Genomic DNA, 24,502 nt, shown 5'->3' with positions numbered 1-24,502 from the left:
CGATCCGCCCGGCCAGCGAGCCCACCGCCCCCGCCGCGCCGGTGACGAGGACGGTGTCGCCGGGACCCACCCGGGCCAGCCGGGTCAGCGCGCCGTACGCGGCCGACCCCTGGGCGAGGTGGGCGACCGGGTCCGGCAGCACGCCGTCCACAGGCGTGCACCCGGTGACGGGGAGCAGGGCGTGCTCCCGCCAGCCCAGCAGGTGGGAGACGGTGTCGCCGGGGCGCAGCGGGCTGTCGTCCGCCGCCGCGACCACCCGGCCGACGGCCGGCCCGAACAGGGTGTCACCCGCGTGGAGCGCGGGCAGCGGGACCCCGTCGACCTCCCCGCCGATGAGGGTGCGCAGACCGGGGAAGACGAGAAAGTGGCTGTTCCTGACGACCACCTGCCCCGGTCCCGGCGCCGGAAGAGGCGCTTCGGCGACGGCGAAGTGCTCCGGAGCGGGCAGTCCCGGGGGTGTGGCGACGAGCCGGATCTCGCGCGTGACGGCGGGGAGGACGGGGGGAGCGGGGAGGGCTGGGGTCATGGGCGACGCTAACCCCTGACGCGCACGTCAACGTCAAGACACCGCCCCAGGACGGCGTCCTCAGTCCGTGACCCGGCTGCGGTTCTGGTACGCCAGGTCCAGGTACTCCGGGTGCCGGCTCATCCACGACGAGATGAAGGGACACGTCGCCAGGACCGGGAGATCCCGGGTCCGCGCGTCGTCGAGGACCGCTCGGGCCAGTACGCCGCCGACGCCCTGCCCCTCGTACTCCCGCTCCACCTCCGTATGCGGGTAGACCACCAGGTTTCCCGTACGGATGTAGTCGGCGAAGCCGGCCAGCCGGCCGTCGACGCGGGCTTCAAAGCGGTTGAGCTCCTCGACGTCCTTCACGGTCACGAACACGGTCTCCGACACGCTGTCTCCGTACGCTGGTGGGCCTCGGCGGACGCCCACGCCGGGCCGCCCGTCCGCGTCCCATCATCCCGCCCCGGCGGGCCCGATTGCGGAGGGTCCGGCCCCGGCGCACGCTGGAAGGTGGTGCAAGCAGTGAAGTGAGGCGTCATGACCCCTTCCATCGTTCACCACAGGACGGCATCCGTGGACGGGCTGGACGTGTTCTACCGGGAGGCCGGTGACCCGGCGAACCCGGCGATCCTGTTGCTCCACGGATTCCCGTCCAGCTCCCACATGTTCCGCGACCTGATCCGCGCGCTGGCGGACGACTACCACCTGGTGGCACCCGACCACATCGGCTTCGGCCGTTCGGCGATGCCCTCCGCCGACACCTTCGACTACGGCTTCGAGAAGCTGACGGAGGTCACGGAAGGGCTGGTCGCCCACCTCGGGCTGGAGCGTTTCGCCCTGTACATCCATGACTACGGGGCTCCGATCGGTCTGCGCATGGCCAGCCGGCGGCCCGAGCGGATCACCGCCCTGATCACGCAGAGCGGGAACGCGTACATGGAGGGTTTCACCCCCTTCTGGGACCTCCTGTTCGCCCACGCCAAGGACCGCGCGGGCAACGAGGCGGAGGTACGGAAGCTGTTCACCCCGGAGGCGACCCGCTGGCAGTACACCCAGGGCACGCCGCGGGACCGGCTGGACCGGATCGCGCCCGAGGCGTGGCTCATGGACCAGGCCGGCCTCGACCGGCCGGGGAACAGCGAGATCCAGCTCCAGCTCTTCTGGGACTACCAGTTCAACCTGGACCTCTATCCGGTCTTCCACGAGTACTTCCGCGCGCACCAGCCCCCGCTCCTCGTCACATGGGGCGCGAACGACGAGATCTTCGGGGCGGCGGGCGCCGAGGCGTACCGGCAGGATCTGCCGAAGGGCGAGTTCCACCTGCTCGACGCCGGGCACTTCGCGCTGGAGACCCACGGCGACGAGATCGCCGGACACATCGGCGACTTCATGGCGCCGCTCGTCTGAGAACCGTTCGTCCGAGCCTGTTCGCCCGGGCCTCACGAAGTCCGGGCCTCATGAAAGGGGAGGTCGCCGATGGCAGGTTCCGTGGACCCCGACCGTACGGAATGGGACGTCATCGTCCTGGGAGGCGCCGCCGCCGGTGAGAACGCGGCCCAGTACGCCACCCAGTTCTCCGAGCTCGACGCGGTGCTGGTCGAGGCGGAACTGCTCGGCGGCGAGTGCTCGTACTGGGCGTGCATGCCCAGCAAGGCACTGCTGCGCCCCGGCGACGTCCTGGACACCGCGCACCACGTGCCCGGCGTCGCCGCCCTGGTGGCGGGCGCCACCCTCGACGTCCCCGCCGTACTGGCCCACCGGGACGCCGTCGTCAACCACCTCGACGACACCTCCCAGATCCGGTGGGCGCTGGACACGGGCATCGACGTGGTGCGGGGGTACGGAAGGCTCGCGGGGGAGCGCGTCGTACGGGTGACCGGGCCCGACGGCGGCATCCGTACGCTGACGGCCCGTCACGCCGTCGTGATCGACACGGGATCGAGCAGCACCGTGCCACCGATCCCCGGCCTGGCCGAGGCCCGCCCGTGGACCTCACGGGACGTCACCAACCTGCACGAGGTGCCGCGCCGCGTGGTGATCCTCGGCGGAGGTGTGGTCGCCTGCGAATCGGCGACCTGGCTCCGGTCGCTGGGGGTCGCCGAACTCACCCTGGTCCACCGCGACGACGGCCTCCTCCCGCGCTCCGAACCCTTCGCCGGGCGCATGGTCGGCGACGCGCTCGGCGCCGCGGGCGTGCGGCTGCTGCCCGGCCGGGCGATCACCGGGGTGCGCCGGGAGGACTCCCGCGACACGGGAACGGGGACGCCGCACGGCGGCGAGGTCACGTGCGTGCTGGACGACGGTACGACCCTGGTCGCCGACGAGGTGGTGGTCGCCGCCGGGCGCACCCCGAACACCGGGGACATCGGCCTGTCGTCGGTGGGCCGTCCCGACGGCGGCTATCTGGAGGTGGACCACCACCAGTCGGTGTGCGCCGTACCGGGCGAATGGCTCTACGCCGTCGGTGACGCCTGCGGGCGGGCGCTGCTGACCCACATGGGCAAGTACCAGGCGCGGGTGGCCGGCGAGGTCATCGCCGCGCGCGCCGCGGGACAGCGGCCGGACAGCGCGGAGGACAGCCCGCTGAACGCCGCCGCCGGACATCGCGGCGCCCCGCAGGTGACCTTCACCGACCCGGAGGTCGGCTCGGCCGGCCTCACCGAGCGGGAGGCGCGCGCGGCGGGCATCGACGTCGAGACCGTGGAGTACGACATGGCCGGTCTCGCCGGTACGTACGTCATGCGCGAGGACTACACCGGCCGGGCCCGGCTGGTCCTCGACCGGGCCACGGACACCCTGGTGGGGGCCACGTTCGTCGGACCGGACATCTCCGACCTCGTCCACGCGGCGACCACGGCCGTCGTCGCGCGGATTCCGGTCCCCGTCCTGTGGCACGTCGTCCCCAGCTACCCCACGCCGTCCGAGGTCTGGCTCCGGCTGCTGGAGACCCTGCGGACCCAGCGCCGCGCCGGGCGGGTCAGCTCCTGATGAACGCCAGCAGGTCGGTGTTGAACCGCTCCTTGAACGGGCTGACCGACATCAGCCCGTGCGGCGCCCCCTGATAGACCTTGAGCGTTGAATCCTTCACGATCTTCGCCGACTTGGGGCCCGCCGCCACGATGGGCACGATCTGGTCGTCGTCCCCGTGGATGATCAGGGTCGGGACGTCGAAACGCTTGAGGTCCTCGGTCAGGTCGGTCTCCGAGAAGGCCTTGACGCAGTCGTACGCGCCCTTGAAGCCGACCTGCATCGACCACATCCAGAAGGCGTCCCGCACGCCCTGCGAGACCTTCGAACCCTCGCGGTTCGCCCCGTAGAACGGCGCGCCGAGGTCCGCGTAGAACTGCGACCGGTCGGCCAGCAGACCGGCCCGGATGTCGTCGAAGGCCCCGATCGGCGTGCCCTCCGGGTTGGCGTCCGTCCGGAGCATCAGCGGCGGGATCGCGCTCAGGAGCACCACCTTGGCGACCCGGGACGTCCCGTGCCTGCCGATGTAGCGGGTGACCTCACCGCCGCCGGTGGAGTGGCCGACGAGGATCACGTCCCGCAGGTCCAGCGCCTCGATCAGCTGGGCGAGGTCGTCCGCGTACGTGTCCATGTCGTTGCCGTTCCACGGCTGTTCCGAGCGGCCGTGCCCCCGGCGGTCGTGCGCGACGGCCCGGAAGCCCTCGCGGGCGACGAGGTGCATCTGGTCGTCCCAGGCGTCGGCGTTGAGCGGCCAGCCGTGGCTGAACACGACGGGCTGTCCCGACCCCCAGTCCTTGTAGTGGAGGTCGGTCCCGTCGGTCGTGGTGAGGGTGCCCATGACGTGCGTTCCTTCCGGCAGAGGTCTGCGGATGCTGACACCCGCCGGTCACCCGCTCAAGCCGACCCACCAGCGAGCCGCCATTTGCCCCGTACCGTGGTTCGTTCGGCCCACACGCAGGCCCGCCCGCCCGTACGTGTTCGCGTACGGGCGGGCGTGCGTCTGGGCCGCGCTGTCAGGGCTGGAGGGCGAACCGCACCGTCCTGGACTTCTTCCACTCCGCGTGGTCGAGATCCTTCGCCTCGGTCCCGTCCCCGTACAGATCCGCCGAACCGTTGTCGGTGATCAGCTGGACGCGCGGGTCCTGCGCGCCCGCGTCGGGCACGTCGACGATGGCCTCCCAGCCGCCCGGGTCGGTCGTCGGCAGGTCGAGCCGCTTGACCGGCGCGTGTCCCGCGACGCCGTCCCAGGAGTAGAGGGCGTACGGCGCTGAGTTGTCCTCGGCCGCCCAGGAGCCGGCGAGGAGCAGGAGCCCGCCCGAGGCGTCGCGCCGGATGTCCCGGACGCTCAGCCCGCCGAGGTCGAGCGTGACGGGCGTACCGAAGGTGGCGTGGACCTTCCCGCCGACGGACGTGGCGAGCTTGTCCATGTTGGTGACCGGCACCAGCAGCGCCTTCCCGCCGTTGGCCGGCGGCACAAGAGGCGCCCGGAAACCGACGTAGGCGGTGGTGGTGCTGCCGGGGGCGAACTCCAGGCCCTCCGCGTTGAACCCGTCGATCTGCTTGGGGATCTGGCCGGACGCGGCGCCCGCCGCGAAGCCGTACCGGTTCTGGGCCGCCTTGTCCCAGGCGATCAGGTCCGCGCGCAGCCCCTGGTACGAACCGGCCAGGGCCAGCTGGGTGTCGGCGCCGGAACCGGACACGGTCGTGGTGAAGAGCGTCGAACGCTCCGCCTTCACCTTGCCGTCCTTGTTGTTGCCCAGGGAGCCGTTCCAGTAGATCGTGTTGCCGACGCGGGTCCCCGCCTCGATGTCGATCTCGCCGTCGACCTTGAGCTGCGAGCTGAAGTCCCAGGTCCTCACCGGGGCGCCCGACGCGTCCCGCCGGTACAGGCGCAGGGTGTTGGACTCGTCGTCGGCCACCACCGCGTAGCCCCCGCCGGCGTCCACCGCCGCGGAGGCGTCGCTGGAGCCCGTGAAGTAGCGGGTGTCGGCGGGGGAGCGCACCGCCGCGGACGCCGCGTAGTGGAGCTTCGTGGTGGCGGTCCTGCCGCCCGCGCCGGTGACCTGGATCGTCAGGTCCGTGTAGCCGGTGGTACGCGCCTGTACGGCGATCTCACGACTGCCGCCGGTGCCCGTGACGGTGACATCTCCCGTACCAGCGACCGAGGCGCGGGAACTGGCCGAGGCGCGGACCGTCAGCGCCGCCGCGTCGGTGGCCTGCTGCGCCACCCGCACCGTCACCGTCGGGTCTCCCGTCGCGCCCACCGCGCCCGACACATAGGCGGTGGACAGGCTGATGGTGGGGGTGGCGGGGGCCGCGGCGGCGGCCGGGAGGGCGGCGGGCACGGAGAGACCGGCGACGAGCGCCAGCGTGACACCGCGACAGACCGCCGGGCGGCGGCGCCGGTCGGAGGACGCGGTACGGGACGCGGTACGGGACAACACCACGGTGACGACCCTTCGTTGACGGCTCACCCGATCCGCGGACGAGCACACGGTCAACAGGATGGAGCAGCTGTTGATCATTCTGGGCGGGGTCGCGGTGTCCGGCCGGTGAACGGTGGGTCAAGGGAGGGTTCGTAGGAAAATCCGTCCGGCGGGGTCCGTCGTGCCCGGGGTCCGTGCGACCGGCGTGTCACCGGCCGGCCGGGGCCGCGGTCGATAACGTCGGAGTCTCTCCCGACCGCTCCCCTGGGGGTACCGCACGTGGCGGATCTTGTCTTCGTCGTGGTCACAGTCGCCGTGTTCGCCCTGCTCCACCTGATCGCGAAGGGGGTCGGCCGGCTGTGAGCACCGACAACATCGTCGGCCTGTCGGCGGCGGCGCTGCTCGTCGCGTACCTCGTCTTCTGCCTGATGTTCCCCGAGCGCTTCTGACCGCGCCCGTACCCGCCTCCGCTCTCCCTCCCGCAACGCCTCGAACGGTGGAAAGCCCTCGATGAACGACACCCTCGCGGGGTGGCTCCAGATCCTCGCCCTGGTGGCGGCGCTCGCGCTGTCCTTCCGGCCGCTGGGCGACTACATGGCGTACGTCCTCACCTCGCCCCGCCACTCGGCGCTGGAGCGCGCGCTGTACCGCCTCGGAGGTGTCAACGCCGACGCCGACCAGCCCTGGTCGGCGTTCCTGCGCAGTGTGCTCGCCTTCGCGCTCGTCTCCGTGCTCTTCCTCTACGGCTTCCTGCGGCTCCAGAACCACTTCGTGCTGGGACTCGGCACCCCGGCCATGGACACCGACCAGTCCTTCAACACGGCCGTGTCGTTCGTGACCAACACCAACTGGCAGTCGTACTCGGGCGAGTCGGCCCTCGGTCACCTGGTGCAGATGTCCGGTCTCGCGGTCCAGAACTTCGTCTCCGCCGCCGTCGGCATCGCCGTCGTGGCCGCCCTCATCCGCGGCTTCACCCGGCAACGGACCGACCAGGTCGGCAACTTCTGGGTGGACGTCACCCGGATCGTGCTGCGTGTCCTGCTGCCCGTCTGTGTCGTCTTCGCGATCGTGCTGGTGGCGGCCGGGGTGGTGCAGAACCTCCACGGCCTCCAGTCGGTCACCACCGTGGCGGGCGGCGAGCAGCGCATCACGGGAGGCCCGGTCGCCTCCCAGGAGGTCATCAAGGAACTGGGCACCAACGGCGGCGGTTTCTACAACGCCAACTCCGCCCACCCCTTCGAGAACCCCAACGGGTTCACCAACTGGCTCCAGATCTACCTGCTGATGGTGATCGCCGTCTGCCTGCCCCGCACCTTCGGCACGATGGTCGGCGACCGCAGGCAGGGGTACGCGATCGTCGCCGTCATGGCGGTGATCTGGGCCGCCTCCGTGGCGATCGTGACCGTCAACGAGCTGTACAAGGTGAGCAGTACGGCGGGCCACGCGGCCGGCGGCATGATGGAGGGCAAGGAGCAGCGGTTCGGCGTCTGGGCCTCCGCCCTGTTCGCCGCCTCCACCACCCTGACGTCCACCGGCGCCGTGAACTCCTTCCTCGACTCGTACACCCCGCTCGGCGGCGGCATGACGATCTTCAACATGATGCTCGGGGAGATCGCCCCCGGCGGTACGGGCTCCGGCCTCTACGGCATCCTGATCCTGGCGATCGTCGGTGTGTTCGTGGCGGGCCTGATGGTGGGCCGTACGCCCGAATACCTGGGCAAGAAGCTGCGCGGACAGCAGATGAAGTTCGCCTCGCTGTACATCCTCACCACCCCGGCGGTCGTCCTGGTCGGGGCGGGCGTCGCGATGTCGCTGCCGGGGGAGCGGGCCGCGATGCTCAACTCCGGGCCGCACGGCTTCTCCGAGGTGCTGTACGCCTTCACCTCGGCGGCCAACAACAACGGATCGGCCTTCGCCGGGCTGTCGGTCAACACGGTCTGGTACAACACCGCGCTGGGCCTGGCGATGGCCGTGGGCCGCTATCTGCCGATCGTGTTCGTCCTGGCCCTCGCCGGGTCCCTCGCCCAGCAGCAGGCGGTCCCCGCCACCGCGGGCACGCTGCCCACGCACCGGCCGCTCTTCGTCGGCCTGCTGATCGGCGTGATCCTCATCGTCGTCGGCCTCACCTACTTCCCCGCGCTCGCGCTGGGTCCGCTCGCGGAAGGGCTGCACTGATGGCCACGACCTCGGCCCCGCCCCCGGGCCCGCCCGCGCAGGACGCCTCCCGGGTCTCCGGCGGTCTGCTCGACCCGCGACAACTGGTGGCGTCCTTCCCCGAGGCGCTGCGCAAACTCGATCCGCGGGTGATGTTCCGTAACCCCGTCATGTTCGTCGTCGAGGTGGGCGCGGTCCTGACCACGTACTCGGCGATCAAGGATCCCAGTGTCTTCGCCTGGGTGATCACCGTCTGGCTCTGGCTGACCAGTGTCTTCGCCAACCTGTCCGAGGCGGTGGCCGAGGGGCGCGGCAAGGCACAGGCCGAGACGCTGCGCCGTACGCGATCGGACACCGTCGCCCGCCGCCTCACGCACGGGTGGCGGCCGGCCGGGGCCGACCGGGACGAGGAGGAGGTGGCCGCCGACCGGTTGCGGGTGGGCGACTTCGTGGTGGTCGAGGCGGGGCAGGTCATCCCCGGCGACGGCGATGTGGTCGAAGGGGTCGCCAGCGTGGACGAGTCGGCGATCACCGGGGAGTCGGCCCCGGTCATCCGCGAGTCCGGCGGCGACCGGTCGGGCGTCACCGGCGGGACGAAGGTGCTGTCGGACCGGGTGGTCGTACGGATCACCTCGAAGCCGGGCGAGACCTTCATCGACCGGATGATCGCCCTGGTCGAGGGCGCCGCCCGGCAGAAGACACCGAACGAGATCGCCCTCAACATCCTGCTGGCCTCACTGACCGTCGTCTTCCTCGTCGCCGTGACCACCCTCCAGCCCTTCGCGATCTTCGCGCATGCCGAGCAGACCATCGTCATCCTGGTGGCCCTGACGGTCGCGCTGATCCCGACGACCATCGGCGCCCTGCTCTCGGCGATCGGCATCGCGGGCATGGACCGGCTGGTGCAGCGCAACGTGCTCGCCATGTCGGGCCGCGCGGTCGAGGCGGCCGGGGACGTCAACACCCTGCTGCTGGACAAGACCGGCACCATCACCCTCGGCAACCGGCAGGCCGCCGAGTTCCTGCCCGCCGAAGGGGTCGGGGCGGAGGAACTGGCCGACGCCGCCCAGCTGTCGTCGCTCGTGGACGAGACCCCCGAGGGCCGCTCGATCGTCGTCCTGGCCAAGCAGCGGTACGCGCTGCGGGCCCGGGGCGAGGGGGAGTTGGCGGGTGCCTCCTTCGTCCCGTTCACCGCGCAGACCCGGATGAGCGGTGTCGACCTCGAAGGCCCGGACGGCGGGCACGCGTTGCGCAAGGGCGCGGCGGCCGCGGTGATGCGCTGGGTGCGCGAGAACGGCGGTGAGACGATGGGCGGGGTCGGCACCCTCGTGGACGGCATCTCCGCCAGCGGGGGGACACCCCTTGTCGTCGCGGAGTCGACCCGCCGGGGCGACACCCGTACCGCCCGGGTCCTCGGGGTGATCCACCTCAAGGACGTCGTCAAGGAGGGCATGCGGGAGCGGTTCGCCGAACTGCGGCTGATGGGGATCAAGACGGTCATGATCACGGGTGACAACCCGCTGACCGCACGGGCCATCGCGGACGAGGCGGGCGTCGACGACTTCCTCGCGGAGGCCACCCCGGAGGACAAGATCGCGCTGATCCGGCGCGAGCAGGCCGGCGGCAAGCTGGTGGCCATGGCGGGGGACGGCACGAACGACGCCCCGGCGCTGGCGCAGGCGGACGTGGGCGTGGCCATGAACACCGGCACCTCGGCCGCCAAGGAGGCCGGGAACATGGTGGACCTCGACTCCAACCCCACCAAGCTCATCGAGATCGTGGAGATCGGCAAACAGCTGCTCATCACCCGCGGCGCGCTCACGACCTTCTCCATCGCCAACGACGTCGCGAAGTACTTCGCGATCATCCCGGCCATGTTCGCCGCCGTCATCCCCGGGCTGGACCAGCTCAACGTCATGCGCCTGCACAGCCCGACGTCGGCGATCTCCGCCGCGGTCATCTTCAACGCGCTGATCATCGTGGCGATGATCCCGCTCGCCCTGCGCGGCGTCCGCTACCGGCCGTCGTCCGCGTCCGCGCTCCTGGCCCGCAACATCCTGCTGTACGGGCTGGGCGGCCTGGTCCTCCCGTTCGCGGGGATCAAAGTCATCGACCTGATCGTCCAGTTCATCCCCGGCCTGCGCTGACCCCCAGGAGAACGCCCCGTCATGCCCTCCTCCCTCTCCTCCGTCGTCCGGCAGCACCTGGCGGCGCTGCGGATGCTGCTGGTGTTCAGCGTGATCACCGGCGTCGCGTACCCGCTGGCCCTCACCGGGATCGCCCAGGGGCTCTTCGCCCACCAGGCCAACGGCTCACTGATCAAGGACGGCGGGCGGACCGTCGGCTCCAGCCTGATCGGCCAGAACTTCACCCTGCCGCTCCGCGAGGGGGAGACCACCGGCCGTCCCGACCCCCGCTGGTTCCAGCCGCGCCCGCCGGCGGCCGGCACCGCCGGGTATGACCCGACCGCCACCGGCGCCTCCAACCTGGGCCCCAACGACGCGGGGCTGGTGGCCACCATCAGGCAGCGCAGGGCCGCGGTGGCCGCGTTCGACGGGGTGCGGCCGGAGACCGTGCCCGTCGACGCGCTGACGTCCTCGGGCTCGGGCCTCGACCCGGACATCTCGAAGGCGTACGCCCACCAGCAGGTGGCCAGGGTCGCCAGGGCCCGCGGGCTGAGCCCGGCCCTCGTACGGGAGACGGTCTCGCACCACATCAAGAGCCGGAACGTGGGCTTCCTGGGCCAGCAGGCGGTCAACGTCGTGGAACTGAACCACGAACTCGCGGCCCTGAGCTGACACGCGGGCAGGGGGCCCGGATCGGACCGGACCCCCTCCCCCTTCCGTACTACGCCCTCCGGCTCAGGTCAGCGTCACCTTCTTCGGCGGTGACGTACTGGACAGGAAGCTGCCGTTACCCCCGTAGACGGCGGTCACGGTCGCCGTGCCCTTCTTCTTCGGCAGGGTGACGGAGAAGCTCAGCACGCCCTTCTTGGCGGCGGACAGGCTGACCTTTTTGGTGGTCGTGGTACCGCCGACCTTGGCCGTGACCGTGATCGTGCCGGTCGGGTACGCGGCGGCGCTGTGCCCGCCCACCGTGACCTTGACGGTCTGCGACTTCCCCCGCGCCAGCTTGGTCTTGGAGAGGCTGAGCGCCGTGGTCGTCTTCGCCTTCAGGACCGTGAGCTTCTGCGAGGCGACCCCGCTCGGAGCCACGAAGTCGGTTCCGTCGTAGGAGACGGAGACCGTGTGCGCGCCGACGGCGAGGGAGGCGGGCAGCGTGAACGTACCCGTTCCCGAAGCCCCGACCTTCGCCTTCAGACCGGACCCCGTGCCGTACGTGACGCTCACCGTGCCTTCCTTGGCCCCGGCCACCGCGAAGACCCCGGAGACCGCGTGGCCGTAGCGGGTGGAGTTCGCCACCAGCGACATGGCGAGGGAACTCTGGCCCTTCGTCAGGACCAGCCCCACCGGGTCGGACGCCGACACGTCGGCGGACGCGGAGCCCGCGAACGAGGCGGTGAAGGTGTGCGTCCCCGCCTTGAAGCCCGACGGAATCCGCAGGGACGCCGTTCCGCCGCCGACGGGGGCCGAGCCCAGCACGGTGGCGCCGTCCCGGAAGGTGACCACCGCGCCGTCGGTGCCCGCCCCGGTGACCGCCGCCTTGAGCGTGACCGCCTCGTTGATCCGGGGCGCGGCGGGGGAGAGGGTGAGCGCCGTCGTGGTGGTCGCGAGGACCTCGACGGACGCCGTACGGGTGTAGCCGGACCCCGCTCCGACCGCGCTGACCTGAGCGCTGCCGTAGGCCTGGTCCGCCGGGACGGTCGCCTGGAACGAGACCGTGCCGTCGCTGCCGGCGAGCGCGCTGCCGAGCGCGACCGGTCCGAGGGTGAACGCCACGCTCTCCCCGGCGCGGTAGCCGGACCCGCCGAGGGTGACGGCGGCTCCCGGCTCCGGCTTCGAGTCGCCGACCGTCAGCGCTCCCGGCCGGGAGAGCGCCTCGTACTCCGCGCAGGGGTCGCCCTGCACGCCGACCGGCGGGGCGGCGGTCGCGGTGCCGGTGACGCCGTCGTCCTCGCGCACCGTGAGGGTGCCGAAGTCCTGGACACCCAGGACCGCGGACGTGGAGTTGGACACGCCGAGCTTGAAGGCGGTGGTGGGAGCCGTTCCCGCCAGGGTGTCACCGGTCGCCGGGATGTCGGTCACCTGGCAGGTCGTGCCGGGCGCGAAGGTGACCTTCTGCATCGCGAGCCCGACCTTGCCCGTCGCGGAACCCACCACGGTGAGGTACGCGGAGACCGGGGTCGTGCTCGGCCGCGACAGGTACACCGCCGCCGTCGACGCGCCCGGTCCGTTGCCCTCCTCGGTCCTGGTCGACGCGACGTTGACCGTCGGCCGGGCCCGGACCTTCGGCGTCCCCAGCGCCTTGCTGTTGAAGCCCAGGTCGGAGAGGTAGACCCCGCCGGAAGGTACGCCGTCGGCGCCGACGGCCCCGGTGAAGGTGACCTTGGTGAGGTGGGTGAGATCGAGCCCGGCGGCGGCCAGGGTGGCGGTGGGGACCCGTACCTGCTGGAGCACGATCTTGCCCAGCGTCGTCGAACCGCTCGCCGGCATCCTGGTGACACCCCACGGGTTGAGGGCGGACACCGGACTGCTCCACGTGCGCCCCGACGCGTCGGCCACACTCAGGGTCATGTCGGTGCCGGTGGTGACACTCTCGTCCGGCGACATGCCGACGCTCAGCTCGTCGTAGCGCGAGGCGTTCTGCGCGCCGGCCGTGAGCGTCACCCCGAGGGCGCCGGTCGCCGCCGTCCACGTCAGGTGCGTCATCACGTTCAGCGGCACGTTCGGGGCGAACGACGCCGGTGTCCAGTGCGGGAGCTGCTGGTTGGTGAGGGTGCTCCCCGGGTTGGTGCAGAGCGGGTACGGCTGCGGAACGGTACGCCCCGACTTGTTGGCGCAGACCGTCGCCGTGGCCGTCGACGTGGTGCCGATGAGCGGGCTGGTCGTCTTGAACGAGGCGAGGTCCCGCCGTGCCGAGGCCGGCTGCTGCGCGATCGTACGGACGTCGGCGAAGGCGGCCACCGACGGCGGAACCAGCTCGGAACCGTCGAACAGGCTCCGGAACTGGGTCCGGCCGCCGAGGGTCGCCTCGAAGAACCCGGCGATGTAGGCGGCGCCCACCTGGTACTGCTGCGCCGCCGTGAGCCGGATGTTCTTGCCCGAGGCCAGCGCCGCGGCGCTCGTCCCGCAGACGGCGTCCGCGGTGCTCGACCAGTCGTCGGAGCCGCCCGGAGTGGGCGGGGTCCACTGGGAGTTGAAGAAGTTGTGGTCGGCGCCCATGACCCAGACGTTGGACCGCAGGACGTCGTCGTCCGGGAACGCGTCCCGTGAGTCCGCGTAGAAGTGCTGGCCCTGCTGGTCGGAGACGTCTCCGTCGCAGTACGGCAGCATCGTGGTGGTGACCACGTCCGGCAGGGTCGTCCGGGTGAAGTCGACCGGGGCCAGGGGGAGTACGGACGCGAGGTGCCACGGCTGCGGCAGGCCCGCGTTGAGCGCGGCGGCGGACACGACGCCCTCGCCGCCCCGCGAGTGGCCCATCAGGCCGATCGAGCCGAAGTCCATGGTGCCGACGAGCTGCTGCGGCGTCACCGTACCGCCGGGATAGGTGGCGTCGCCCGAGTCGAGGGCCTGGGCCAGGGTGACGTCCTGGTCGGTCGCCGCGTCGTGGTACGCGACCGGCTCACCCGCGTTGGCCTTCTTCAGCATGGCCAGGGTGTCCAGGACCAACTGGCCCCGGCTGTTGGCCCCGTTGTCCGGGGCGAGCTGGTTGTCATTGGCGTTGATGGCGTTGGCCGAGATCGAGACGACGGTGACACCGTCCGCCGCCAGTGCCTCGGCGGCGGCGTCGTACCCGGCGTAGCTGAGGATCGGGGCCGTACCCACCGGACAGGGCCAGCCGCTGGCGCCCCGAAGGGTCGTGGTGTTGTAACAGGAGCTGTGCCGGCCGTGGAGGAAGATCGCGACCGGGTGCGCCCTGCCGTCGGTCGGCAGGTAGATGCGGCCCTCGAACTCGCCCCGGATCCCGCCGATGTTGGTGAGCGGGATCGACTGCGTACCGAAGTTGTAGTCGGCGATCGTGTAGGAGCCCTGGCCGATGGTCGTGGGATCGTCGGACGTCGTCCCCGATCCGCCGATGCCCTCGGCGACCACGCCGGTCCCCGGGCTGTCCTCGGCGTCGGCCTTCGCCGTCGACTCGGTCAGCTTCCTGGCCTTGGCCTGGGCGCCCGCCGAGAGCAGGCCGGTCGGCCCGGTGGCGGTGCTGTCACCGCCGGTGGACCACCGCCAGTCGATCTTCCCGGCCGTGGCGACCGACGGGTCGGACGTCGTCACCGTCAGGGTGCGCCCGTCGCGGGACTCCTTGGCGGGGCCGAGATCCGTACCGTCGGCGACCAGTTCGGGCAGGTCGCTCCTGACGGGGAGTTCCGTGTCCAGCTTCAGCGACACGACGTATCCGCCGGCGGCCCGGGTCACGGTCCATCCGTCACCCGAGCGAACCACCGACGCGCCGGGTCCCGTCGAGGGGCCGTCCGACGCGGCGGCCGGGAGAGCCCCGGCCGTCGAGAGAACGCTCAGGGCCAGCAGGCCCGCTGTCGCTCCGGCGAGCGGACGCAGCCACGTCCGCATGGGTCTTGATATGTCCACCTGTGCCTGACCTCACTTCGGTGTGCGCGGACGACCTGCGTCCGTGCGGATGAGTCCGACGTCGCGGCTGCCGCGAGTGATCGACAGCCGGACGAACGTTCACATCTCAACTACCTCTGTGGGGTGAGGAAACCCAGATGTTCCCTGCTTTTGACGGTGACGTCATGTAAAGCGAGCTGAAAGGTGAGGTCTGGACATATGTCAGGCCACGCTTCTGACCTGCTGTTTCGTGAAACGTGTTACATGAACCGAAAACGGGGCACGGCCCCCGGTACGGCCGTCGGCAGGTGCCGGTGGCATGTCGGGCGGTGTCACTCCTCCCGTTCGAACTCCGCCTGCGCGCGCATCTTGTCCTGGTCGACCTGCGCCGCCGTGTACAGATCCTCGACGAAGCGCCGGGTGTCCTCGGGGTCGGATTCCTTCTCGCCCGTCATGTCCTGGAGGCGAGAGGTCCAGTCGTCGATCGGATTGCTCATCGTGAGCCCCTTCTTCCCTGCCGCTGCTCGGCATCACATACACGCGGTAGGTGTGTGGGTGCGAAGAGTGGCGAAATCGCGCACTCACCCACCGCGGCCCGTGGGTCCGGTATCCGCCATTTTAGAACGGTTCGCGCTCGGAGCCGACATTCTTCGCATATACGCCTCATCGCTTATTGTTCTTGTAAGGCCCACAGTGTCCGTTCGGGCACGCGCGGGATGTCCGGCGGCGCCGGTGGGCCGCCCACCAGGGGCGGAGGTGAGCGTGCATGGCCGGTCCGATGTCCTTCCTCTCCCGTACGGGCCCCGGCCTCGCGCTGGACTCCGTACTGGAGCGGGCGGTCCGCGACACGGGCGCGTACGCGGGCGGTGTGTGGCTCCTGTCCCCGCCCGACCGGAAGATCCTGCGGCTCGTGGTCACCACCGGGGTGCCGCAGACCGTGACCCGGCCGTGGGAACGGGTCTCCGTGGCCGCTTCCGTCCCGGTCGCCGACGCCACCCGTGAACGCCGGCTGGTGTGGCTCAGCCCCGACGGCGCGCTGTCCCGCCACTACCCCCGCACGGGCCTGATCCTGCCGTACTCGTTCGCGATGATCGCCGCTCCCATCACGAGCGGCGGTACGGTCTGGGGCGCGCTGGTCCTCCTCTGGCCCGGCACCCACCCCTCCGACCTCAGCGAGGCCGAACGGACCGCCGCCGAGACGGCCTGCGCGGACCTGGCGGCGGTGTGCCACCGCGCCGCGGCCCGGGGCCGCTCCACCCTGATCGGCCCCGAGCCGCGCATCCTGTCGCCCCGCCCCTCGGAGCCGCCGGGACCGGCGCAGGCCCTGGCCGCCGTCGACTTCGCCGCGCGCCTCCCCGAGGGGGCCTGCTCCCTGGACCTGGACGGACGGATCGTCTTCATCAGCCCGCGGGCCGGCGAACTCGTCGGCCGGGACCCGGCGGACCTGGTCGGCTTCCTTCCCGCCGAGAAACTGTCGTGGCTCAACGACCCCGTGTTCGAGGACCGTTACCGGTCGGCGGTTCTCAGCCAGCAGCCCATGACCTTCACCGCCCTGCGCCCTCCCGACACCTGGCTGACCTTCCGCCTCCACCCGGACCCCTCCGGCATCAGCGTGGTGATCACCCCGGCCCCCTCCGGCGAACCCGAGGGGGCTCAGCAGCCGCGGCCCGTCGAGACGCCCGCGCCGGTCAGACCCGGCACCCTCTACCACCTGATGCACCTGGCCGCCTCGCTCACCGAGGCCGTCGGGGTGGACGACGTCGTCGAGCTGATCGCCGACCAGATCGTGAGCGCCTTCGACGCCGAGGCGGTGGCCCTGGCGACACTCCAGGAAGGCCGGCTGCGGATCATCGGCTCGCACGGCTTCGGCCCCGACCTCCTGGAGCGGTTCGACGCGATGCACGTCTCCGGCGTCAGCCCGGCATCGCTCGTCGCCCGCACCGGGACCGCCGGCTTCTTCGCCACCCGCGACGAGCTGGCCGAGGCGTTCCCCGAAGTGATCTCGCGGACGACGAAGGGCGCCTGGGCGTTCCTGCCCCTCATCGCGTCGGGCCGTACCGTGGGCGTCTGCCTGCTCGCGTACGACAGGCCGCACCCCTTCCCCGACGAGGAGCGCGCGGCCCTCACCTCGCTGGCGGGACTCATCGCCCAGGCGCTCGACCGGGGCCGGCTGTACGACGCCAAGCACGAGCTCGCCCAGGGACTCCAGGAGGGGCTGCTCCCGCAGAGACTGCCCGGTGTCACCGGCCTGGACGTGACCGGGCGCTATCTGCCCGCCACGTACGGCATGGACATCGGAGGGGACTTCTACGACCTCATCCGGCTGGACGACACCACCGTGGCGGCGGTGATCGGTGACGTCGAGGGCCACAACGTCACCGCGGCGGCGCTGATGGGACAGGTCCGTACCGCCGTGCACGCCTACGCGACGGCCGGCGCGGCCCCTGGTGAGGTCCTCGCCAGGACCAACCGGCTGCTCACCGACCTCGCCCCCGACCTCTCCACGAGCTGCCTCTACGTCCAGGTGGACCTGGCCGCTCACCGGGCCCGGCTGGTCACGGCGGGCCACCCGCCGCCGCTGCTGTACGCCCCCGACGGGCACGCCGAGACGATCCCCCTGCCGGCCGGGGTGCTGCTGGGCGTGGAGGCCGGTGCCACGTACGAGACCGTGGACGTCGCGCTGCCCCCGGGCAGTCTGCTGATGATGTACACCGACGGTCTCGTCGAGTGCCCGGGAGTCGACATGGACGAGGCCGTCCGGGACGTCGCCCGGCGCCTGGCCCGCAGCGGGGGCAGGTCCCTGGACGCCCTCGCGGACGACCTGCTGCTCCCGGGGCCGTGCGGCCCGATCCGTAACGACGACATCGCCCTGCTGCTGCTGCGCTCGGCGGCCGACCCCGGGCAGCCATAGGCGCGTGTACGTCGCACGCCCTAGGGTGTGTCCGCGAAGTGGGGTCGTCGGCCCGGAGGGCGGGGCTCGCGGTGTCTGGTGCGTGCGATCGCAAGGCGGAGGACCCACCCCGTACTGGACGTACGGGGTGGGTCCGACAACGCCGCGAGCGTGCGTGCCAGGCGCCGCGAGCCAGACCCCACTTCGCGGACGCGCTCTAGGGCGCTCCGTCCTCGCCCCGCTCCTCCCCCTGGGCACGCAGACCGCCCGCCGTCGCGCGTCCCTCCGCGATCCGCAGGTCGAGCCGGGTCTCCTCGCTGTCCAGCGTCTCCTGCACCCGCCGCAGCACGGTGTCGTCGATACGGCCCGCGTCCCGCAGAGTGACCAGCCGGGCGCGTTTCACCCCGATCAGCTCCTGACGCAGGCGCAGTTCGGTGTGGTGCGTCGGTGGTTCGGTCCTGCGCAGGCTCTCCGCGTACGACTCCAGCTCCTCCGCGAGGTGCCGTTCGACCTCGGGTGGCGCGCCGCACCCGTCCGCCCGCTCCCGCAACGCCGCCAGCGCGCTCTCGGTCATCTCCTGCCGGGCCAGGAGTTCCTCGCCGGCCTCGGTGGGGTCCGGGGTCAGCCGCGACCACCGGATCACGGCGGGCAGGGTCTGTCCCTGGAGCAGCAGGGTCGCCACGATGACCACGGCTGTCACGAACACGATCACGTTCCGGTCCGCCAGCCTCGTACCGTCGGCGGCCAGGGTCGGTACGGCGAGCGCCGCCGCCAGGGACACCCCGCCCCGTACCCCGCCCCAGGCGACCGGCATCCGCTGCCGGGCGCCGATCCGGCGGGCCCGCTGCTGCGGGCGCCGGTCCACCGCCCGGATCAGGTACGGCGTGGTGTACAGGTACACCAGCCGGGTGAGGATCACCGCCCCCGTGACGGACGCCGCCAACGCGACCACGTCGCCCTGGCCGAGCGTGGGGAGCGACCCGATCACGTCGGGCAGTTGCAGGCCGATCAGGACGAACAGCGACCCGTTGAGGAGGAAGGTGGTGACCTGCCAGAACGCGAAGCTCTGGACCCGGGTGCTCGCCGGCATCAGCAGGGGACTCGCCCGGCTGACGATCAGCCCGCACACCACCACGGCCAGGACGCCCGACACGTCGGCCAGCTCCGCCGGGACGTAGACGGCGAACGGCGTGAGGACACTGATCCCGCTCTCGATCGTGCTGTCGTGGGTCCTGCGCCGCGCGGCCAGCACGAGCACCGCGACCGCCGCGCCGATCGCCGCCCCGCCGGCGTACGACAGGACGAACCGCAGGACCGCCCCGCCCCACTGGAAGGAGTGCTCGCCGGTGGCGATCTCCACGGCCACCGCGAAGACGGCCAGGGCCGTGCCGTCGTTGACGAGGCTCTCGGCCCGCATGGTGGTGAGGGTCCTGCGCGGCATGCCCCGTGCCACGCTCGCGACCGCCGTCGCGTCGGTGGGCGCCAGCACGGCGCCCAGGACGAACGCGAGCGGCCAGGCCATGCCGAAGCCGTGCGCGGTGGCCGCCACGGTCACCGCGGTGAGCAGCACCAGCCCCACCGCGAGCAGGACGATGACCCGGAGGTTGGCGAGGATCTGGTGGAGCGAGATCTTCAGGGACTCCGCGTACAGCAGCGGCGGCAGGAAGATCAGCAGGATGAGGTCGGACGACAGGTGCACGTGGCGGAACTCGGGGATGAGCCCGACCAGAACGCCGCCCAGGAGCAGGGCCACCGGTTCGCTGATGTGCAGACGGCGGGACACCCACGTCAGCAGCAGAACGGTCGTCACCAGGACGAGGGCGATCTCCAGTCCCGCCATCGAGCGGTCTCCCGTTCTGCGCCACAGTCGCCATGAGTCGATTTGTCCCGATACCGTATCGCGATGAGTTCCGGCCGCCGCGACGGTCTCCACTGACAGCGGACACCAGTCGCGCGACATCGACGCCACAAGGAGGCGGTCATGCCCCGTATCACTCCCAACCTCTGGTTCGACACCCAGGCCGAGGAAGCTGCCGAGTTCTACGTCTCGGTGTTTCCGAACTCGAAGATCAAGAACATCTCCTACTACGGCGAGGCCGGTCCGGGTGAGGCGGGCACGGTCCTGACCGTCGAGTTCGTGCTCGACGGCCAGGACTACCTCGCGATCAACGGCGGTCCCCAGTTCACCTTCGACGAGGCCGTCTCCTTCGCGATCGACTGCGCCGACCAGGCGGAGATCGACTACTACTGGGACAAGCTCTCCGACGGCGGCGAGGAAGGTCCCTGCGGCTGGCTCAAGGACCGGTACGGCCTGTCGTGGCAGGTGGTTCCGGCGGCGATGGCGGAGCTGATGAGCGACCCGGACCAGGCGCGCACGCAACGGGCCATGAAGGCGATGTTCGGCATGAAGAAGCTCGACATCGCCGCGCTGTACGCCGCCGCCGACGAGGCCTGAGGGGGCGCGCGGCGGGAGATCGCGTACCGGGAACGGTGCCAAGGGTTGACAGTGCTCAGTCATGAAGCCACTCTCGCGGGAGAGCGCTCTCCGTGGTCGTTTCCGACCACGGAGCGATGAGTCCTGAGTCACCGACAGCCGCCCCGCACGCGCCGTCGCCGAGCGTGCCCCGGCGTTGTGGTGGAGAGGCATCACAACCCGTGGAGACCCGCATGCGCCTCCTGTCCTCGTTACTGCGAACCGTCCGGCGCCGCAGACCGCTGATCGCGGTGGCCGTCGCGATGAGCCTCGCGATGGGCGGTGCCGCCGCCACCTCGGCCGGCACCGCCCAGGCGGCCGACACCCTGCTGTCGCAGGGCAAGGCCGTCACCACCTCCTCGACCGAGAACGCCGGAACCCCCGCCTCCGCGGCGGTCGACGGGGACGCGGGGACCCGCTGGTCCAGCGCCGCCGCCGATCCGCAGTGGCTCCGGGTCGACCTCGGCGCCACCGCCACCATCAGCTCCGTCGTCCTCAACTGGGAGACGGCGTACGCCACGTCGTTCAAGATCCAGGTCTCGGGCGACGACCAGAACTGGACCGACATCCACTCCACGACCACCGGCCCCGGCGGCAACCAGACGATCGCCGTCAACGGGTCCGGGCGTTATGTGCGGGTGTACGGCACCGCCCGCGCCACCGGCTACGGCTACTCCCTCTGGGAGTTCCAGGTGTACGGCACAGCGGGCGGCGGTGGCGGTGGCCCCACCCCCACCGGGACGCCCATCTCCGCCTACAAGCAGGTGTCCGCGTCGACCTGGGAGGGCGCCAACGCGCCCGCGGCGGCCCTCGACGGGCGGACCGACACCCGGTGGTCGAGCCAGTTCGCCGACAACCAGTGGTTGCAGGTGGACCTCGGCGGAGCGGCCACGATCACCGGTGTCGAGCTGAACTGGGAATCCGCGTACGCCTCCAGCTATCGCGTCGAGCTGTCCGACGACGGCACGAACTGGACCACGGTCCACTCCACCACCGCGGGGAAGGGCGGCGTCGAGCGACCGGCCGTCACCGGCAAGGCGCGGTACGTACGGCTGTTCGCCACCACGCGCGCCACCGGCTACGGCGTCTCCCTCTGGGAGTTCCAGGTCTTCGGGTCCGTCGACAGCTCCGCCGCCACCGCGCCGCTGCTGTCCCCGCCCACCAAGGCCCCCGGCACCCTCAACCAGTTCGCGCTCTCCGCGCCGGCCGACCGGGCCATGGTCACGAGCACCCGCAGGCCCGCGTTCTCCTGGGCGGCCGTCGCCGGGGCCGCCCGCTACGAGGTGTGGCTCAACGTCAGCCGTACCGACTACGACTTCACCGCGTCGGGCAACCTCCTCGACCTCTACACCAAGGTCGCCGAGCCCACCGGCACCACGTATGCGCCCTCCTGGGACATCACCGACCGCTGGACCTACAAGTGGTACGTCGTCGCGGTGAGCGGCTCCGGGGCGAAGACCACCTCCAACATCCGTACGTTCAGCGTCTACAAGCCCGACGTCGAGACCGTCAGCGACGGGGTCGGCCTCGTCAACGGCGCGCGGGACCTCAACAAGAACGGGACCCTGGAGCCGTACGAGGACTGGCGCCAGCCGGTCGAGACCCGGGTCGGCGATCTCCTCGGCAGGATGACGCCGGAGGAGAAGGCGTACCAGATGTTCTACAACGTCCAGTCGTTCCCGCGCTCCGGCTGGCACTTCGGCCCCGCGCAACCGGGCGACCTGCACGACATCCTGCTCTCCACGGCCGCCACGCGGCTCGGCATCCCCCCGGTCTCGGCGGGCGACACCACCGCCGGCTACCAGACCACGTACCCGCTCCAGAGCACGCTGGGCGCGAGCAAGGACTACCCGCTCGACTACCAACTCGGCGACATGCAGCGCAAGGAGCAGCTGGAGGTCGGCGCGCGCGGCACCCTCTCACCGCTCGCGGAGGTCGGCACCAAGGTGCTCTACCCCCGCATCCAGGAGGGCGGCGGCGAGAACGCCGACGCCGTCGGCGCCCAGCTGCGCGCGCTGGTGGCGGGACTCCAGGGCGGGCCCGAGCTGAACCCCGCCTCCGTCCTCGCGACCGTCAAGCACTGGCCCGGTGAAGGGGCCGGCGGCGAGGCGGGCATCGTCTACGACGGGGTCACCATCAAGTACCACATGATCCCGTTCCGGGCGGCGATGGAGGCCGGGGCCGTCAACATCATGCCCGGCTACGCGGGCAGTTCGTTCCTCGACCCGGGTGGTCCCGGCGCGGGCGACAGCGCCAAGATCCTCGCGTACCTGCGTCAGAACCTCGGCTACACGGGCCTCATCACCACCGACTGGCTGCCGTCCGGCGCCTGGGTGAACGCGGCCAACGCCGGGTCCGACGTGATGGGCGGAGCCGACCCCGGCGCGGCCGGCTTCACCATGGCGGGCTTCCAGCAGCAGGTCCCGATCGCGCGGATCAACGACGCGGTGACCCGGATCCTGCGGCTCAAGTTCCAGCTGGGCGTCTTCGACCGGCCGTACGGCGACCCGGTCAACGGCCCCTACCGTTTCCACCAGCCGAGCTACGTGGCGCTCGCCAACAAGGCGGCGCGTGAGTCCAACACGCTGCTCAAGAACAACGGTGTCCTGCCGGTCAGGCTCAACCGGGGCGACAACATCGTCGTCGCGGGCGCCCGGGCCACGGACGGCGCCGCGTGCTGCATCTGGTCCAGCTACTTCCACCCCAACTACGGTTCGCAGACGACACTGGAGGCGATCAGGGCGAGAGCCGCGACCGCCGGGGTGAACGTCTACCAGGACAGCGGTCCCGCGCCGAAGCTGGCGGTCGTGGCCGTGGGGGAGCCGTCGTACACCCACGCCACGTCGTGGCCGAACACCCAGCCCTATCTGCCGGCCGATCAACTCGCCCTGATCAGGAACTTCAAGAATCAGGGGATCCCGGTGGTCGTGGTGCTCACCCTGCCGCGGCCGATCGTGATCAGCGAGTGGAACGGTCTCGCGGACGCCATCGTGGTCACCTATCGGGGCGGCGAGGAAGTGGGACCTGCCACGGCCTCCCTGCTCTTCGGCGACTACACCCCGCGCGGGAAGCTTCCCTGGCAGATGCCGAGGAGCCTCGACCAGGTCCTCAAGCCCGGCGGCGGAGACGTCCAGGCGGACTCCAACGAGAAGTGGGACCTGCCGTACGACCTCGGCGCGACCGACGCCGAACGGGCGGACATCCGCGCGAAGATCGACGCGGGCCAGCCGGTGCCGCCCACGTACGGGAATCCGCTCTACCAGTACGGGGCGGGGCTGACGGGCTGGAACTAGCCCGCTGCTCCTCGCGGACAGGTCTCAGGTCTCAGAGCTGTCCTGGGGTGTGTCCGTGATCCCGGCCGGGTCGGCTGTCAGGTCCGACTCGGCCGGGACCCAGCGGCGCGATCCGGTGTCGTAGTCGTAGGCGGGGCGTCCCCGGAGGCCGCTCGTACGGAACGGCTTCCCGTGGTCGTCGATGCGGACGGTCCCGGAGCGCGCCCCACTGCTCCACTCCAGCTCCAGGTACCACTCGCAGTCACAGGCGACCGTACGGCCGGTGGCCAGCAGGATCTCGGGATCCGTGGCCGACACCCGGTAGGGGAAGGAGACGGCGGGGATCGGTTCGCCCGCGTCGTTGCCCGCCTGGGAGCGGGCGAGGGGGCGGGAGGCGTCGAGGTCGATGTCGAACAGGCGGGGGGTGAGGGAGCCGCCGCAACCGGGGCTCATGTTGTACGTGTAGTACGGCAGCGGTGCCCGCTTCGCGGCGATCCGGACGTGCAGGGCCTGGAGGACCACCGCCGTGTCGCTCTTGCCCTGCACGGTGACGCGCACGCTGCTCTCCCCGGCGTCCACCGCGCTGACGGACCGGGCCCACGGCTCGGCGTCGGCCTCGGTGGGGGGCGGGGGGACGGCGGAGGGGGCGCGGTCGACGAGGAAGGCGTGACCGCAACCGCCTTCCCAGACATAGCGGTTGGTGCTCCAGGTGAAGGGGGTGCCGCTGGTGACGCCTGCGCCGTTGCCGCCGCCCTTGGCGCCCGACGACGGACCGGACGGCTTCTTGCCGGCCGTGGTCCCCGGGCGGGGGTTCTTCGTCCGCTTCGGATCACGCGAACGGGCGGCTCCGGTGGGAGCCGTGGCCGTTCCTGACGCGCGAGGGCCGGGGGAGGTGCTGGACGTGAATCCGCCGCCCGCCGTCGGCGGGGTGCCGGTGGTGAGTCCGCCGGCCGGCCGATCGGAGGCGCGCCGCCGGTCGCCCGTGGACAGCGGCGAGTGGTCGAAGGCCACCAGGAGGACCAGCGCGAGGACGGCCGCGGCTACGGCCGCCGAGTAGCCGGTACGGCGGAGCAGGAGCCGGCGCCGGGCGGGCGGGGGCGCGTCGGGCGGGGGAGGACCGACGGTG

15 protein-coding genes and 2 pseudogenes are annotated in these 24,502 nt (G+C 71.4%); 9 read left to right on the top strand and 8 right to left on the bottom strand.

The annotated features are described in order from the left end of the window. Together GT042_RS28610 and GT042_RS28605 are read right to left on the bottom strand one after the other, a co-directional pair. Nucleotides 1-526, bottom strand: a pseudogene (locus tag GT042_RS28610) (NADP-dependent oxidoreductase); the annotation flags it as partial. Nucleotides 527-586: 60 nt separating this feature from the next. Further along, complete coding sequence (locus tag GT042_RS28605) at nt 587-889, bottom strand: GNAT family N-acetyltransferase (protein ID WP_161311602.1); 303 nt, start codon at nt 887-889, stop codon at nt 587-589. Nucleotides 890-1,048: 159 nt separating this feature from the next. Between GT042_RS28605 and GT042_RS28600 the strand changes: the two genes are divergently transcribed. Continuing rightward, nucleotides 1,049-1,918: an alpha/beta hydrolase gene (locus GT042_RS28600; RefSeq protein ID WP_161311599.1), complete on the top strand. Its 870-nt coding sequence runs from the start codon at nt 1,049-1,051 to the stop codon at nt 1,916-1,918. Nucleotides 1,919-1,987: 69 nt separating this feature from the next. Beyond that, a complete protein-coding gene (locus tag GT042_RS28595) occupies nt 1,988-3,499 on the top strand; it encodes an NAD(P)/FAD-dependent oxidoreductase (RefSeq protein WP_161311598.1) in 1,512 nt (503 codons plus the stop codon). Here GT042_RS28595 and GT042_RS28590 read toward each other — a convergent pair. Next, nucleotides 3,489-4,316 carry an alpha/beta hydrolase gene (locus GT042_RS28590; protein ID WP_161311597.1) on the bottom strand — a complete coding sequence of 276 codons (828 nt, stop codon included), beginning with the start codon at nt 4,314-4,316 and terminating at the stop codon, nt 3,489-3,491. The genes GT042_RS28595 and GT042_RS28590 overlap by 11 nt on opposite strands. 175 nt (nt 4,317-4,491) lie before the next feature. Then, nucleotides 4,492-5,823, bottom strand: coding sequence for a hypothetical protein (locus tag GT042_RS28585; RefSeq protein WP_345943958.1), 1,332 nt, complete (start codon nt 5,821-5,823; stop codon nt 4,492-4,494). A 440-nt stretch (nt 5,824-6,263) separates the two neighbouring features. On the opposite strand from GT042_RS28585, the gene GT042_RS28580 reads away from it, so the two are divergent. The 4 genes from GT042_RS28580 to kdpC all read left to right on the top strand — a co-directional run bounded on the left by GT042_RS28580 (nt 6,264) and on the right by kdpC (nt 10,856). Next, nucleotides 6,264-6,353 (top strand): potassium-transporting ATPase subunit F, encoded by a 90-nt coding sequence (locus tag GT042_RS28580; protein WP_161311596.1) that lies wholly within the window; start codon nt 6,264-6,266, stop codon nt 6,351-6,353. Between the two features lie 61 nt (nt 6,354-6,414). Continuing rightward, nucleotides 6,415-8,079: a potassium-transporting ATPase subunit KdpA gene (gene kdpA / locus GT042_RS28575; protein WP_161311595.1), complete on the top strand. Its 1,665-nt coding sequence runs from the start codon at nt 6,415-6,417 to the stop codon at nt 8,077-8,079. After that, on the top strand, nt 8,079-10,205 hold the full coding sequence (gene kdpB / locus GT042_RS28570; protein ID WP_161311594.1) for a potassium-transporting ATPase subunit KdpB: 2,127 nt from the start codon (nt 8,079-8,081) through the stop codon (nt 10,203-10,205). Before kdpA ends, kdpB begins: the two co-directional genes overlap by 1 nt. A gap of 21 nt (nt 10,206-10,226) precedes the next feature. Then, nucleotides 10,227-10,856, top strand: a complete 630-nt coding sequence (gene kdpC, locus GT042_RS28565) for a potassium-transporting ATPase subunit KdpC (protein ID WP_161311593.1) — start codon at nt 10,227-10,229, stop codon at nt 10,854-10,856. 63 nt (nt 10,857-10,919) lie between these two features. On the opposite strand, the gene GT042_RS28560 is transcribed toward kdpC, so the two are convergent. Beyond that, nucleotides 10,920-14,744: an Ig-like domain-containing protein gene (locus GT042_RS28560; protein ID WP_161311592.1), complete on the bottom strand. Its 3,825-nt coding sequence runs from the start codon at nt 14,742-14,744 to the stop codon at nt 10,920-10,922. Between the two features lie 329 nt (nt 14,745-15,073). After that, nucleotides 15,074-15,238: a hypothetical protein gene (locus tag GT042_RS38370; protein WP_202534062.1), complete on the bottom strand. Its 165-nt coding sequence runs from the start codon at nt 15,236-15,238 to the stop codon at nt 15,074-15,076. A 269-nt stretch (nt 15,239-15,507) separates the two neighbouring features. Here GT042_RS38370 and GT042_RS28555 point away from each other — a divergent pair, with 269 nt between their 5' ends. After that, on the top strand, nt 15,508-17,652 hold the full coding sequence (locus tag GT042_RS28555; RefSeq protein WP_161311591.1) for a SpoIIE family protein phosphatase: 2,145 nt from the start codon (nt 15,508-15,510) through the stop codon (nt 17,650-17,652). A 196-nt stretch (nt 17,653-17,848) separates the two neighbouring features. Here GT042_RS28555 and GT042_RS28550 read toward each other — a convergent pair whose 3' ends face one another. Beyond that, nucleotides 17,849-19,471 (bottom strand): Na+/H+ antiporter, encoded by a 1,623-nt coding sequence (locus tag GT042_RS28550; RefSeq protein WP_161311590.1) that lies wholly within the window; start codon nt 19,469-19,471, stop codon nt 17,849-17,851. Nucleotides 19,472-19,612: 141 nt separating this feature from the next. Here GT042_RS28550 and GT042_RS28545 point away from each other — a divergent pair, with 141 nt between their 5' ends. Both GT042_RS28545 and GT042_RS28540 read left to right on the top strand, forming a co-directional pair. After that, the gene (locus tag GT042_RS28545; protein WP_161311589.1) at nt 19,613-20,086 is read left to right on the top strand and encodes a VOC family protein; all 474 of its coding nucleotides are present in this window, start codon (nt 19,613-19,615) and stop codon (nt 20,084-20,086) included. Between the two features lie 212 nt (nt 20,087-20,298). Further along, complete coding sequence (locus GT042_RS28540) at nt 20,299-23,397, top strand: discoidin domain-containing protein (RefSeq protein WP_202534059.1); 3,099 nt, start codon at nt 20,299-20,301, stop codon at nt 23,395-23,397. A 24-nt stretch (nt 23,398-23,421) separates the two neighbouring features. Here GT042_RS28540 and GT042_RS28535 read toward each other — a convergent pair. Then, a pseudogene (locus tag GT042_RS28535) lies at nt 23,422-24,502 on the bottom strand (transcriptional regulator); the annotation flags it as partial.

Source organism: Streptomyces sp. SID3212 (genome assembly GCF_009865405.1).
In the GTDB taxonomy this organism is placed as follows: Bacteria; Actinomycetota; Actinomycetes; order Streptomycetales; family Streptomycetaceae; genus Streptomyces.
Note: the sequence above shows the minus strand (reverse complement) of the source record. Positions and strands in the feature narration are given on the sequence as shown.

Bases quoted from the DNA above. Each gene is read 5' to 3' on its own strand.
- GT042_RS28600 (WP_161311599.1), top strand. From the start codon at position 1,049: ATGACCCCTTCCATCGTTCACCACAGGACGGCATCCGTGGACGGGCTG.
- GT042_RS28595 (WP_161311598.1), top strand. From the start codon at position 1,988: ATGGCAGGTTCCGTGGACCCCGACCGTACGGAATGGGACGTCATCGTC.
- GT042_RS28590 (WP_161311597.1), bottom strand. From the start codon at position 4,316: ATGGGCACCCTCACCACGACCGACGGGACCGACCTCCACTACAAGGAC.
- kdpA (WP_161311595.1), top strand. From the start codon at position 6,415: ATGAACGACACCCTCGCGGGGTGGCTCCAGATCCTCGCCCTGGTGGCG.
- kdpB (WP_161311594.1), top strand. From the start codon at position 8,079: ATGGCCACGACCTCGGCCCCGCCCCCGGGCCCGCCCGCGCAGGACGCC.
- kdpC (WP_161311593.1), top strand. From the start codon at position 10,227: ATGCCCTCCTCCCTCTCCTCCGTCGTCCGGCAGCACCTGGCGGCGCTG.
- GT042_RS28560 (WP_161311592.1), bottom strand. From the start codon at position 14,744: ATGCGGACGTGGCTGCGTCCGCTCGCCGGAGCGACAGCGGGCCTGCTG.
- GT042_RS38370 (WP_202534062.1), bottom strand. From the start codon at position 15,238: ATGAGCAATCCGATCGACGACTGGACCTCTCGCCTCCAGGACATGACG.
- GT042_RS28555 (WP_161311591.1), top strand. From the start codon at position 15,508: ATGGCCGGTCCGATGTCCTTCCTCTCCCGTACGGGCCCCGGCCTCGCG.
- GT042_RS28550 (WP_161311590.1), bottom strand. From the start codon at position 19,471: ATGGCGGGACTGGAGATCGCCCTCGTCCTGGTGACGACCGTTCTGCTG.
- GT042_RS28545 (WP_161311589.1), top strand. From the start codon at position 19,613: ATGCCCCGTATCACTCCCAACCTCTGGTTCGACACCCAGGCCGAGGAA.
- GT042_RS28540 (WP_202534059.1), top strand. From the start codon at position 20,299: ATGCGCCTCCTGTCCTCGTTACTGCGAACCGTCCGGCGCCGCAGACCG.